At 41.9% G+C, this 14,181-nt stretch carries 11 protein-coding genes; 1 reads left to right on the forward strand and 10 read right to left on the reverse strand.

Translation table 11 applies throughout. The features are described from left to right. Positions 1-7: 7 nt before the first annotated feature. From ligA to GJS40_RS10370, 6 genes are all read right to left on the reverse strand, one after another. The gene (gene ligA / locus GJS40_RS10345) at positions 8-2,014 is read right to left on the reverse strand and encodes an NAD-dependent DNA ligase LigA (RefSeq protein ID WP_270897783.1); all 2,007 of its coding nucleotides are present in this window, start codon (positions 2,012-2,014) and stop codon (positions 8-10) included. 17 nt (positions 2,015-2,031) lie between these two features. Further along, positions 2,032-4,212 carry a DNA helicase PcrA gene (pcrA, locus tag GJS40_RS10350; RefSeq protein WP_270897850.1) on the reverse strand — a complete coding sequence of 727 codons (2,181 nt, stop codon included), beginning with the start codon at positions 4,210-4,212 and terminating at the stop codon, positions 2,032-2,034. Between the two features lie 95 nt (positions 4,213-4,307). After that, positions 4,308-5,003: a heptaprenylglyceryl phosphate synthase gene (gene pcrB / locus GJS40_RS10355; RefSeq protein WP_270897851.1), complete on the reverse strand. Its 696-nt coding sequence runs from the start codon at positions 5,001-5,003 to the stop codon at positions 4,308-4,310. A gap of 139 nt (positions 5,004-5,142) precedes the next feature. After that, positions 5,143-5,445 (reverse strand): YerC/YecD family TrpR-related protein, encoded by a 303-nt coding sequence (locus GJS40_RS10360; protein ID WP_270897784.1) that lies wholly within the window; start codon positions 5,443-5,445, stop codon positions 5,143-5,145. Between the two features lie 24 nt (positions 5,446-5,469). Continuing rightward, positions 5,470-6,555 carry a DUF3048 domain-containing protein gene (locus tag GJS40_RS10365; RefSeq protein WP_270897785.1) on the reverse strand — a complete coding sequence of 362 codons (1,086 nt, stop codon included), beginning with the start codon at positions 6,553-6,555 and terminating at the stop codon, positions 5,470-5,472. A 42-nt stretch (positions 6,556-6,597) separates the two neighbouring features. Continuing rightward, positions 6,598-8,340 carry an adenine deaminase C-terminal domain-containing protein gene (locus GJS40_RS10370; protein WP_270897786.1) on the reverse strand — a complete coding sequence of 581 codons (1,743 nt, stop codon included), beginning with the start codon at positions 8,338-8,340 and terminating at the stop codon, positions 6,598-6,600. A gap of 939 nt (positions 8,341-9,279) precedes the next feature. On the opposite strand from GJS40_RS10370, the gene GJS40_RS10375 reads away from it, so the two are divergent. Continuing rightward, positions 9,280-9,522: a YgaP family membrane protein gene (locus tag GJS40_RS10375; protein WP_270897787.1), complete on the forward strand. Its 243-nt coding sequence runs from the start codon at positions 9,280-9,282 to the stop codon at positions 9,520-9,522. A 202-nt stretch (positions 9,523-9,724) separates the two neighbouring features. Here GJS40_RS10375 and purD read toward each other — a convergent pair whose 3' ends face one another. Genes purD through purM form a run of 4 tightly spaced genes read right to left on the reverse strand, consistent with a single transcriptional unit; the run spans position 9,725 to position 14,171 of the window. Beyond that, positions 9,725-10,987 (reverse strand): phosphoribosylamine--glycine ligase, encoded by a 1,263-nt coding sequence (gene purD, locus GJS40_RS10380; RefSeq protein ID WP_270897788.1) that lies wholly within the window; start codon positions 10,985-10,987, stop codon positions 9,725-9,727. A 23-nt stretch (positions 10,988-11,010) separates the two neighbouring features. Further along, positions 11,011-12,549: a bifunctional phosphoribosylaminoimidazolecarboxamide formyltransferase/IMP cyclohydrolase gene (purH, locus tag GJS40_RS10385; protein ID WP_270897789.1), complete on the reverse strand. Its 1,539-nt coding sequence runs from the start codon at positions 12,547-12,549 to the stop codon at positions 11,011-11,013. Next, the gene (purN, locus tag GJS40_RS10390; protein ID WP_270897790.1) at positions 12,550-13,137 is read right to left on the reverse strand and encodes a phosphoribosylglycinamide formyltransferase; all 588 of its coding nucleotides are present in this window, start codon (positions 13,135-13,137) and stop codon (positions 12,550-12,552) included. After that, entirely contained in the window at positions 13,134-14,171 is a 1,038-nt protein-coding gene (gene purM, locus GJS40_RS10395) for a phosphoribosylformylglycinamidine cyclo-ligase (protein ID WP_270897791.1), read from the reverse strand. Before purM ends, purN begins: the two co-directional genes overlap by 4 nt. Positions 14,172-14,181: the final 10 nt, after the last annotated feature.

Genomic DNA, 14,181 nt, shown 5'->3' on the forward strand with positions numbered 1-14,181 from the left:
ACAAGTTTCACGCTTTTTCTATTTCTTCTAAAAAGCGCGCTTCGTCCCACACTTCAATACCTAACTCTGATGCTTTCGTCAATTTAGATCCCGCTTTCTCTCCCGCGATGACAAGATCCGTATTTTTACTCACACTTCCGGTCACTTTTCCTCCTCTTTGTTCGATATAATTCTTCGCTTCGTTTCTAGTCATTTCCTGTAACGTTCCCGTGAGCACAATCGTTTTATTAGCAAACGAACTATCGGACATGTTTTCAGAACGTTTCGGTCCTTTGTATGTCATATTGACGCCTAATTTTTTCAAGCGATCAATTAATCGCAGAACTTCTTCTTTCTCAAAATAAGTCGTAACAGAGTCTGCAATTTTTTCTCCTATTTCAGGAATAGAAAGAAGCTCTTCTTTCGTTGCACGTCGTAATCGATCCATCGTCTCAAATTCTTCGGCTAATATTTGGGCTGCCTTGGAACCGACAAAACGTATCCCAAGACCAAAAATCAGCCTTTCTAATGAGTTTTCTTTTGAGGCTTCAATCGCTTCTAATAAATTGCTGACAGATTTTTCACCCATTCGTTCTAATTGTAACAACTCTTCTCTTTTTAGTTGATATAAATCATCAATGCTTGTAATGAGCGAATGATTAAATAATTGCTCAATCACTTTTTCACCAAGCCCATCAATGTTCATCGCATTCCGAGACACAAAATGGATAAATCCTTCTTTTAACTGGGCTGGGCATTTTGGATTGACACAACGTAACGCCACTTCTCCATCTAATCGAACAAGTTCACTTTCACAAGCAGGACATTCCGTGGGCATGTGAAAAGATTCTTCCTCACCCGTCCGGAAATGTTCAAGTACACGAACCACTTCGGGAATAATGTCTCCTGCTTTTCTCACGACAACTTTGTCACCAATTTTAATATCTTTCTCCCGAATGAGATCTTCGTTATGTAACGAAGCCCGTTGCACGACCGTTCCTGCAATCTGTACGGGTTCTAATTGTGCTGTTGGAGTAACGACCCCCGTCCTCCCTACAGTTAATGTTATACCAGTAAGTGTCGTCATTTTTTCTTCGGCAGGAAATTTATAAGCAATCGCCCAGCGGGGACTTTTGGCTGTATACCCTAGTACTTGTTGTGATTGTAAGTTGTTTACTTTTACTACAATTCCGTCAATATCATAAGAAAGATCGTTTCGCTTTTCTGTCGCTTCACGAACAAACGTAATCACTTCTTCTATGCTTTCACACTTTTTCGTTTCGTCATTTGTTTTAAATCCAAGTTTTTTAATATACTGGAGCGCTTCATAATGGGTGTTTAAACCCATTCCTTTGTCATCTCCAATCGCATAGACAAAAATATCTAAGTGCCTTTTCGCAGCAATTTTCGGGTCGAGTTGACGTAGAGATCCTGCCGCTGCATTGCGAGGATTGGCAAACAGAGTCTCACCGGCCTTCTCTTTTTCTTCATTTAAGCGGAGAAAAGATTGTTTTGGCATAAATACTTCGCCACGAACTTCAATATCTACCTTTTCTTTTAAGCGGAGCGGAATGGATCGAACAGTTTTCAAATTGTTAGTAATATCTTCTCCCGTTGTTCCGTCTCCACGCGTCGCACCTCGAACAAATTCACCATTTTCATAAGTTAATGAGACCGCCAGCCCGTCAATTTTCAATTCACAAATATATTCCACTTCATCCCCGATCACTTGACGAACACGACGGTCAAAATCGTACAAGTCTTGCTCATTAAAAGCGTTTCCTAGGCTTAGCATCGGGATTTCGTGTTCTACTTTGACGAACGCCTCAAGCGTTGGACCACCGACGCGAACAGTAGGAGAGTGAGGGCTTTTGAGCTCTGGATATTTTTCTTCTAATTCCACTAATTGTTGCATTTTTTCATCATAGACGGAGTCTGGAACGATAGGGTCATCCAATACGTAATAGTGATACCCGTATTCTTCTAATTCTTTCCGTAGCGATTGAATTCGCTCCTCCACTTCCTTTCCTGCCATTCGCTTCCCTTCCTTTCTTACTCTTTTGTAATTGGGGCAAACTTCGCATATAAACGTTTAATTCCTTCTGTTGGAAAAGCTACATCTAATTCTATCTCTTCTCCTTCCCCTTTCACACGGACAACAGTCCCTACTCCCCATTTCTTATGATTCGCTTTATCGCCTACTTTCCAGTCCAACTCACTAGCACCGGGCTGGACTGAAGGAGAAATTCGTCTTCGGGCAACTGCTTGTTCCTTTTTTCTTTCTCGAAAAGTCATTCTACTCGTTTTCATCCAGTCTGGTGTGTCTTCGTCTTCTGGTCGGTCCAAAAGGTCTTCTGGAATTTCATCGATAAAGCGAGACATTGGATTGACGTTCGTACGACCAAACAATTGCCTCATCCGCGCATGAATTAAATGAAGCTCTTTTTCTGCCCGAGTAATACCGACGTAGGCAAGCCTTCTTTCTTCTTCCATCTCTTCTTTTTCAAACAAAGCGCGACTATGCGGGAACACCCCTTCTTCCATGCCGACAATAAACACAACGGGAAATTCCAACCCTTTCGCAGCATGTAACGTCATCATCACAACGGCACTTTCTTCTTCCTCTTCCTCTTGGATATCCGACACAAGAGCTAAATCCGTCAGAAAAGCAATGAGGGATTTGTCATCATTTCTTTCTTCAAAGTCTTTCGTCACAGACAGGAACTCTTCTAAGTTTTCGATGCGACTTTGTGCTTCCAATGATTTATCTTCTTTTAACGCAGCAATATAACCGGTTTTTTCCAGTAATTGTTCTACCAGTTCTGTTACAGACAAATATTCTTGCATCTCTATCCATTGTTTCATTTGATCCGCAAAGGTTGTCAACTTTTTCGTCGGACCGGGACTGAGACCAACGTGATGCGCTTCTTCAACCGCTTCAAACAAAGATATCCCTTGACTTCTACTGTAATTTCTCACTTTATCCATTGTGGCCACACCGATGCCCCGTTTCGGCACATTAATGATTCTTTCTAAGCTCAAGTCATCCGCAGGATTCGCAATGATACGTAAGTAGGCAAGAATATCTTTAATTTCTTTTCGGTCATAGAACTTCGTGCCACCAATCATTCGGTACGGAATGTTCGCTTTTAAAAAAGTTTCCTCCATCATCCGGGATTGCGCATTCGTCCGATACAACACTGCCATATCATCATACGTGACGTTCGGTTCTTTTAATTTTTCTTTGATTTTTTCAGCGACATACATCGCTTCATCCCGTTCATCATGGGCTTGATAGTAATAAATTGGCGTTCCTTCTTCATTTTCCGTCCATAAATTTTTCGGTTTCCGACCGGAATTATTTTGAATGACCGCATTGGCTGCTGCTAAAATATTTTTCGTTGAACGATAATTTTGCTCTAACAAAATCACTTTTGCGTCTGGATAGTCTTCTTCAAAGGAAAGGATATTTTGAATATCCGCTCCCCGCCATTTGTAAATACTTTGATCTGCATCTCCTACCACACATAAATTGCGATATTTCGAAGCAAGCAATTGAATGAGCACGTATTGGGATTTGTTCGTATCTTGATACTCATCCACAAGAATATGTTGGAATTTTCGTTGGTAAAAATGAAGGACTTCCGGTACTTCTTGAAAAAGCTGGATTGTTTTCATAATTAAATCATCAAAATCGAGGGCATGGTTTGTCTGCAAACGTCGCTGATACACGCTATAGACATCCGCTGCTACTTCTTCTAACGGTCCTTCTGCTTTTTCTTGAAATTCTTTCGGTGTCACTAGTTCATTTTTACAAGAGGAAATAATATTTAAAATTTGACGAGGTTCAAACTTTTTCGCATCGATATTCTCATCTTTTAAAATTTGTTTAATCACGGACAATTGATCGGTCGCATCTAGGATAGAAAAGTTGCGATTGTATCCCATTCGGTCGATATCTCTTCGTAAAATTCGTACACACATCGAGTGAAAAGTCGATATCCAAATATCATCAGACAAACCTCCGACAATATTGGTCACTCTTTCTTTCATTTCCCGCGCAGCTTTATTTGTAAATGTAATGGCTAAAACGGAATAAGGAGGGACGCCTCTTTCCTCAATTAAGTATGCAATACGATGGGTTAATACCCTCGTTTTTCCACTGCCGGCTCCTGCCAGTATTAAAAGCGGACCTTCTTTATGCAAAATCGCTTCTTTTTGTTCCTTATTCATTTGTGTTAATAATTGTTCTGTCACTTTTCGACTCAATCTATACACCACCCATAAAGAACAAACGTTCTATATTACTCTCATCATACTATATTTACCTACTGTTGGCTAGTTTCTTTTACCACTTGCACGGTACGTAGCGCTGATTGCAAATCTTCATATATGATGTTTCCGACAACGACCGTGTCCGCGATCGCTGCCATTTCTTCCGCTTCCTGTTTCGTACGAATGCCGCCCCCATAAAAAAGACGGGAATGTTTTAATACTGTTTTCGCTCGTTTCACTACTTCTGCATTCCCATAAGTACCACTGTATTCAAGATAAAAGATCGGTAAGCGAAATAATTGATCAGCAAGCCGGGCATATGCCGCTACATCTTCCCCTGTTAACGCGGTGTTCGCACCGGTTAATAACGCTACTTTAGCATCCTTATTTAAGACACAATATCCTTCTGCAATGACTTCTTCTGTTTCTAATAAAGGACCGAACTCTTTCAATGCTTCTTGGTGTATGCCAGTAATCCAACGACCATCATTTGTATTTAAAATTGTTGGAACAAAATAATAATCAAAACCAGGTGTAAGTGCTGGAATTGTTGAAACTTCCAACCCGCACGTCACTGCATAACGCCGAACTCGAGATAAAAGCGCCAACGTATTATCTAAGGTCACGCCATCGGTACCACCAACAATGATAGCATCCGTTCCTGATTCACAAATTTGTTCCAACGCTTCATCATCTATTTCTTTTGCCGGATCTAATTTAAAAACATGTCTCCATTCCTCATACGAAATCATTGTCCTCCTCCAAACTTGTTTCAATAATCATCATTCCAACCGTTAATTATAGCAAATAACACTTTATTGACTCAAAATTATCTTTCTAAAGCGAAAAGAAACCAGTCATCGGGTTTTGCGATGACTGGTTGTATATTCATTTCGCTTTTTTGTTTTTAATCCGCGCAAGTGCCATTTGATAAGAGTCATTACCATAATTTAGACAACGTTTCACACGGGAAATTGTCGCTGTGGACGCTCCTGTTTCCATTTCAATTTTTTGATACGTATATCCTTCCTCCAACATCCGTGCTACTTCCAGTCGCTGGGACAGAGATTGAATTTCGTTCACTGTACACAAGTCATCAAAAAACTGATAGCATTCTTCTATCGTTTCTAAAGAAAGGATCGCTTGAAATAACTGATCTGTTTCACGACCTCTTAATTTATCAATTTGCAAGCACCTCACCTCATTTCCAAAACGCTAGTATCCGTTTCCTTCTTCGGATGACATTTCACCGTTTTCTAGACCAGAGACGTATTGAGCGATACCTGGTGAAGATGGGATGACATTAATCCACGTCTGTCCTGGAAGAAAAGGTACCACACTGCCATCTTTCATAGGTACAATTCTTCCCTGTTCATTCATCCATTCTACCCTTAATGCTTTACCGTTTTGAAGTAAAATGCCTTGTCCCCCGTCATTAAAATAAATTTGCCGTCTACCTTCGTCATCTACGACGCGGTGAGGAGCTTCAATAATGAAAACATTTTGAAGCGATATCCGTTCTTGATTCGCAAAGTCTATGGTCGGCTCACCGTTACTAAACCGCTCATAGGCGTCCATTTCCTCGTTGTAAATATATTGAACAGTATACGGATTGCGATAATGAACGGTTACTTCTGATGAAAGGATATCATCTTCATAAGATATTCTTTCTTCTTCAAAATGGTTGGCCGATACCTCACGTTCGACCTCCACACTTGCTTGTCGGAAACCTTCTAATACTCGCTCATAAGTCACGTAAGAATTATGAGGAGCTCTTCTTTCTGGATTGCGCTGAAAAATCGTTCCATCATACGTCAAACCATTTAAATATGGCGTGGCGCTACTTCGTAATTGCCTTTCTGCCGCAGGACTCCATCCGTGTGTGACAAAAAGCGCATCATAACCATCAGCTAAATCTATAAAATACGGGCGCGCACTACGAATTGGTCCAATCTCTTCTGGCGGATTGCTTTTAAAAATGGCGAGCCAGCGCGTAATGTCGCCTTCTGTCAATACTTCATAGACGATATCCGCCTGACTCACCCCGCTTTGTGGACGAGCAGCTGGATGATTATTGACCATCACCGCCATTGGACGGTACGGCGATACTTCTTCAACTCCTACACCTGTTAACGGCTCTGTTTCTGTATATACTACTTCTTCCTCCGGCTGTTTCTCATCGTCTGGTTGTTTCTCCATTTCCTCATGTTCTTGTAACTTCTCCTCTCCCTCATCGTTACTGCCGCAAGCAGCAATGAATAGGAGTCCAAAGCATATAGATACCACCGCTACTTTTCTCATATTATCCCCTATCTCTTCACAAAATGTTCTCTCTTTTATAGTTTAACGCATAACAGCAGGGAAGAGAACCTTCTTTTTAAACACGTCAAAAATTCCGCGTTCAGTTATGCGTACATATGGAAGGTGGGTTGAAGAGAAGAACAACAAGCTGTACGCTGGATCTTCATGAGGATATCCCCGTTCTTTTAAGGCGTTTTCTAACTTTGCATGCTCTTCCATTAATTCATCCATCGATTTGAGTGACATCGAGCCATACAATTTCAATGGAACACTTGCGATAAGTTCCTCATTCTCCACAAGAAACATACCACCATCATGATGTTTCAGCTCTTGGAATGCTTTCCACATATCTTTTTTCTCCGTTCCAATGAGGATAATATCCCCCGTATTAGAGAAAGTCGAAGCAAATCCTCCTATATTTGTACCAAAACCCTTAATGACGGTGTTTATTCGCCATTTCCCATAACGATCGAGCATGACAAAGAAACATTCATTATGACTTTCAGACAATATGTCATTGGTAACGTCCACTTCAATTTGATACGGCTTTAAAATCACCGAATTTGTCAGTTCAAGTCCCATTGGCATCGAGAAATGGAGATCGTCTTCCTCTAAATCCCAATCAATCATAAACGGACGAACACCGTATTCTTCCCACGAGAAATGACGAGCCGGATAATAAGATTTCCCGTCTTTAAAGACCCATTGTCCTTTCGCAAGAACCCGTTCCGGAACAGGGTTGTCTTTTGCTTCTAATATATTAATGTGAGCAATACGACCAGGCGCAATCATTCCGAGCTGATCATCGAGTCCGTAATAACGAGCAACATTGTAGCTTCCCATTTCATATGCATCAATTATTGGAACCCCTTTTTCAATTGCAATGGCAATCATTTTGTCAATGATTCCTTCTTTATAAAAAGAAGGCATAGACCCATCAGTAGTAAAAATCATTCGACTAAAGTCGGTAACGCCGGCCTCTTTTAACTCGTCTAAAATTCGCGGCAAATCAGGACGAATCGATGAATAACGAAGAGAAGCAACCATCCCTGTGTCTAACCGGCGAAGCACTTCATCAGCGGTCATCGCTTCATGATCAGCACTGACCCCGAGCAACGCCAATTGAGTGAGAGTGCGCTCCGAAGCCCCTGGAAGATGTCCTTCAATCGGTTTATTTAATTCTTTTGTATGTTGCATCCAATGAAGAATCGTATCATTTCCAGTAAGCACACGAGGCCAAGCAGTCAGCTCCCCCCCTTGTAAAACGAGCGGATGCTCTAGCCAATCTTTCATTTTGGATGGAGAGAAAATATCATCTTCTTCCTTTAATTCGGTCTGGGAATCATAACGTGCCCACCAATACATCGATGTCGGTAATTCATCTAATTTCTCAATGAGAGAAAGCGCTTTCTTTTTTTCAATGTGCAAAAAGAAAAGCATGTTGTCATTAATAAGTGTTGTCGTCCCTCTCGTGGATGCATACTCTGCAAAGCTGTGGGGATTATATAACTGAAACGGATGAGCATGGGGTTCAATATATCCGGGAACGATATATTTCCCTTCACAATCCACAATTTCCGTACCTTCCGTTTCTTTTGGCTCTTGCTCTCCGACATAAACAATTCGATCGCCATGTATCCAAACATGACCTTTACGCCATGTTTTACGCGCACTGCTTAAGTACGTTGCATTTTTTAACAAAATACTAGGCGCAATTTCTCCGCGTATGACGGATAGCTGCCTTCTTAAGTTTTGTTTATTCCAACGAAATAATTGTGTAGTCATTAACCGCCACCTGCTTTCTTAGCACCTTTTTTATCTTTTTATCGTGCTTTATAAGCATAACACATTTTCTTCCGTTACTCCACGAAAGGAAGTGACAATTATAAGAAAAGCGGAGGCGACTGCTTACGAGTGAAAAGCACTGCGTCGCACATGACGTGCTAGCATCGCCGATCCTCACAAAATCTGGACTGCAATACTTCTTTGTTTTCTTTTGCGTCGAGTAACCGCAGGCGCAGGACGTGAGGGGTTTTAGGCGATGACCCTTTTTTAGCTTCTTCACTGATCCGAAGCGCTCGAACGGCTGGCTTTCGAAACTGTCGCTCAGACACAGGTGCGGTGAAAGCGTATGTCCGTTACAAGTAAAAGGTCATAAGAAACTTATTTTTCTTTTCTTGAGAGTAACAAAGTCGTATGAAACGGAAAATGAGCATTTTTCCCCTATTTATTTCGACTTTTACTCGCTATACGACACTTTTCTGGATGTTGATGTAAATAAACCGTCCTATGAAGCGCTCATGCGACGATTCAATTTTCTTTTTTGCTAATAATGGGTCGTATGAAGCGATATTTCGCCTTTGTACCACCTAATTATTTCCATTTTTACTTTCATACGACACATTAAAAGAATTTATTTGAGAGAAGAGGTTCCATGAAAGGGTCATACGACGTCTATTTCTCCTTTCCGAATTAAGATTGGTCGTATGAATCGAAACCTTAATCAACCTTTTCGTTCATACGAAGCTTATTGAAATGTTGATACCAATTAAGGTTTCATAAACGATTTATAGGACACTTTTTAGAAATTGAAATTAGTCGTAAAGCACTTTAAATAGCGAGTTCCAGAGTAATTGTCGCTACACTTGTTATCTAGTCAGACGTAGGACGGAGGTATACCTCTTTTTCCAAGTCTCATTCATTTTGAAGAAAGGAGAGAAAAATATGAAACCGAACATTGGGATTGTTAATGCTTTGATTCGTATCACGTGTGGGTTAACGATGGTAACTTGGGCCGGCGCAGAACTTACACGTCGTCGTTCCAATGGATGGCATTTGTTTTGCGTCCTCATGGGAGCAATGAAAGTCGGAGAAGGGATCACTCGCTTTTGTCCGGTGGTCGAATTCATGGCGCAAAACGAAAGCGATGAAGAAAAGTACCGCAACAAAACACTCTATGAAGCGTAGCAACAGAAATGAACAGGGGCTGTCTAATAAGTCCTGAAAAACAGATCGAGAGGAGAAAAATGTGTCTTTTTTCTCCTCTCGATTTTGTATATTTTTGGTTTTTCGCTGAAAGTGGCTTGCGGAGGCTTGCTACTTTCAGGAGGTTGTGGGCGATTGCCACTATTCCGAATTCGACGTGTACTTTGTCGAGTCCCCGTTCATTTTAAGATAAAGAACTCCGATAAATTGCTTTATCCCCGATATCTTTCCGATAAAATAAATGCTCATCGTCGAGGGACTGCAATTTTTCGTACACTTTTTCTTTCGCTTCTTTTAATGTGGGTGCTTTTTCAGAAATAAGTAAGACCCGGCCACCGGATGTGACGAGTTGACCGTCAATTTGATCTATCCCTGCAAAAAAGAGATAATCTGATTCTGGGACAGAGCGGATTGGTTGATGTTTTTCATAAGCGCCTGGATATCCTTTCGAAGCTGCGACGACACCAAGCACCGCGTCTTCCGACCATTCTAATTCTGGTTTCTTTCCGTCTAATAAGTCCATAATGACGGTAAATAAGTCTGATTCTAAACGCGGAAGAATAATTTGAGCCTCTGGGTCTCCGAAACGAGCATTAAATTCTATCACTTTCGCTCCGGCTCCGGTCATCATGAGCCCTGCGTACAAAATTCCTGAGAAAAACCGTCCTTCTGCTTTTAATCCAGAAGCAGCTGGCTGTAGTATGTCTCGAACGGCACTGTCGATATCTTCCTGGCTAAATTGTGGAACCGGGCTATATGCTCCCATCCCCCCTGTATTTGGACCTTCATCGTTATCGTAAGCACGTTTATGGTCTTGAGCACCGACCATAGGAATGACGGTGTCCCCATGGACAAATGCCATGAGGGATAGCTCTTCCCCTTCTAAATATTCTTCGATGACGACTTGTGCTCCCGCTTCGCCAAATTTTCCTTCTTTTAATACTTCAGTAAGGGCATTGATTGCTTCTTCTTCCGTAAAAGCAACTGTAACCCCTTTTCCAGCAGCTAGTCCATCTGCTTTAATTACTATTGGTATGCCCTCTTTTTTTACATATTCCACTGCTTCCTCATAATCAGAAGTAACAAAATAAGAGCCGGTTGGAATGTTGTGACGTTCCATTAATTCTTTCGCAAAAGATTTACTTCCTTCAATGAAAGCAGCGTCTTTTGTCGGGCCAAACACACGCAAACCTTCCGCTTCAAAACGATCGACAATCCCTTTTAGTAACGGTGCTTCTGGACCTACAACCGTTAACGCAATCTCTTGTTCTTTCGCAAACTGAACGAGCCCGTCATGGTCATCTTCGTTCATATCTACGCATTCTGCAACGTTTTCCATTCCTTTATTTCCAGGTGCGACATACACCTTCGTTACGTGCTTACTTTTAGAAAACTTCCACGCCAGGGCGTGCTCTCTTCCTCCGCCCCCAATGATTAGAACTTTCATTTTATCCCACCTTCATCGTGTGATTAATGTTTGAAATGACGCATTCCTGTGAAGACCATGGCAATTCCTAGTTCATTTGCTTTTTCGATGGATTCCTCATCACGAATCGAACCGCCTGGCTGAATGATCGCAGTGACTCCCGCTTTTCCTGCTTCCTCCACCGTATCTTTCATCGGGAAAAAGGCATCCGAACCAAGGGCACTTCCTTTTGCCTTTTCTCCTGCTTGTTCAATCGCAATTTTTGCGGCACCAACACGGTTCATTTGTCCTGCACCGACACCAACTGTTTTATCCTCTTTTGCAAGAACGATAGCGTTTGATTTCACATGTTTGACGACTTTCCAAGCGAGCTTTAAGTCTTCCCATTCTTGTTCTGTCGGTTCCCTCTTTGTCACTACGCGAATGTCTGCGTCTAAAAATCCTTTCCGGTCTTCTTCTTGTACTAATGCACCGCCGTGGATAGACGTGATTTTAGAACGGAATGAGTCTTCTTCTGAAAAAGAAACTGTAAGCAAGCGAAGATTTTTCTTCTCCATTAACAAGTCTAAAGCTTCTTGACTAAACGAAGGTGCAATAATAATTTCTAAGAAAATCTCTTTCATTTTTTCTGCTGTTTGTTGATCTACTTCTCTGTTTAAAGCAACAATTCCACCAAAGATAGAAACAGGGTCTGCTTCATATGCTTTTTCATATGCTTCCAAAAGCGTTTCTCCTGTTCCTACTCCACACGGATTTGTATGTTTTACCGCCACTGCAGCTGGTGCTTGGAATTCTTTCACAATAGAAAGAGCAGATTCGGCATCGTTAATGTTGTTATAAGAAAGCTCTTTTCCGTGCAGTTGCATCGCATTGGCGATAGAACTAATAGGGCCAATTGGTTCCCGATAAAAGGCTGCTTTTTGATGTGGATTTTCTCCATAACGAAGGTCTTGTTTTTTCTCATAAGTAATCGTATATGTTTCCGGATATTCTTCCCCTACTTGATCTGTTAAGTACTGTGCCACGAGAGCATCGTAAGCCGCAGTGTGACGGAAAACTTTCGCCGCAAGACGTCGTCTCGTTTCCGTTTGTACTTCTCCCTTGGCGTCTATCTCTTGTAAAATCAGCTCATAATCATTCGGATCAGTAACGACAGTGACGTAAGCGTGGTTTTTCGCTGCAGCCCGTAACATACTAGGTCCGCCAATATCAATGTTTTCAATCGCATCTTGAAAATCTGTATCCGGCTTTTCAATCGTTTCTTTAAACGGATATAAGTTCACGACAACGAGATCAATCGGTTGGATGGCTTGTTTTTCCAATTCACTCATATGACTTTCATTGTCCCGAATGGCAAGCAGTCCACCGTGAATATTCGGATGCAGTGTTTTTACCCGTCCATCTAATATTTCCGGAAAACCAGTAACTTCTGAAATTCCAGTTACCCGTACTCCGTTGTCTGCTAACATCTGACTTGTTCCACCAGTGGAAATAATTTCAATTCCACGAGCTTCTAATTCCTTTGCAAATACGACGATTCCTTCTTTATTTGACACACTAATTAATGCTCGTTTCATGGTCATTTATGTCCGTACTCCCTTCTGTTTGTACTTTGCAATGATAGCTGCCAGCGTATCTGGATATAAACGATGTTCCACAGCTTGGATTGCTTTCGTTAGTGAGGAGAGGGAATCGGTTTCTTTTACCGTCACCGCTTCTTGGGCAATGATTGGACCGGTGTCCATTCCCTCATCGACAAAATGGACAGTGACACCGGTGACTTTCACTTTCGCCTTCCACGCTTGTCCAATCGCATCTTTCCCTGGAAATGCAGGTAAAAGCGATGGATGAATATTGACAATGCGATTTTCATAGGCGTGAAGTAACGTCGGTCCGATGAGTCTCATATATCCTGCCAGGACAATAAACTCCACTCCGGCATTCTTTAACGCTGCTACAATCTCTTTTTCAAAAGCTGCTTTATTTTCATACGTTTTCGGTTGAAAAGAAAAAACTGGAATTCCGTATTTTTCCGCCCGTTTTATTGCATAAGCTTCTGGATTGTCGCTGACGAGTAACACAATTTTAGCCGAAAGTCTTCCTTCTACAATCGCTTCTTGAATCGCTTCAAAATTCGATCCATTTCCCGACGCAAACAGTGCTAATTTCATGAAGTGGTGCCTCCTTTGAGGTCTACTTCTCCACTGTCAGTGACAATGCCGATTTCATACGCTGTTTCACCAGCTTGTTGGAGTGCTTCGAGCGCTTGATTTTTCTCATCCTTTGCGACTGCTACGATTAATCCAATCCCCATATTAAAGGTGCCGAACATGTCTTGATCCGATACATTCCCATGTTTTTGGATAAAAGGAAAAATAGGAGGTGTGTCCCAACTGGAAAGGGTAATCTCTGCCCCGAATCCATCTGGTAACATCCGCGGAATATTTTCATAAAAACCACCGCCGGTAATGTGGGCCATACCTTTAATGGAAATTGCTTTTTTTAATTGTTGAATGGCGTGGACATAAATACGAGTTGGAGTGAGTAACACTTCCCCTAGAGACACATCAAAAGGTTCGTACGTCTCTTTTAAATCGAGATTCGCATCGGCAATGACTTTCCTAACGAGGGAAAAACCGTTACTATGAACACCGGAAGAAGCAAGCCCAATCAATACGTCCCCGGCTGCTATCGCCTTCCCTGTAATAATGTCACTTTTCTCGACAATTCCAACGGTAAAACCAGCGACGTCGTATTCGTCTTCCTCGTACATTCCCGGCATTTCTGCAGTCTCACCGCCGATTAAAGCGCAACCCGCTTCTTCACAGCCGTCCGCAATCCCTTTTACAATTGCCTCAATTTTCTCAGGAACCGACTTCCCACATGCGATATAGTCTAAAAAATAGAGCGGTTCTGCACCTTGGACGGCAACATCATTGACGCACATTGCCACGGCATCTTTTCCAATCGTATCGTGCTTATCCATTTGAAAAGCGAGCATTAATTTCGTTCCGACTCCATCGGTTCCGGAAATGAGCACCGGTTCTTTATACGGCAGAGAAGAAAGGTCAAACATCGCTCCAAACCCTCCTAATCCTCCCATTACTTCTGGGCGGAGCGTTCGATCGGTATGTTTTTTCATACGCTTCACTGCTTCATAGCCAGCTTCCACATCGACGCCGGCTTTCTTATATGCTTCAGACATCCAATGATCC

It is taken from the genome of Aliibacillus thermotolerans (genome assembly GCF_027853235.1).
GTDB classification, from domain to species: Bacteria; Bacillota; Bacilli; order Bacillales; family Marinococcaceae; genus Aliibacillus; species Aliibacillus thermotolerans.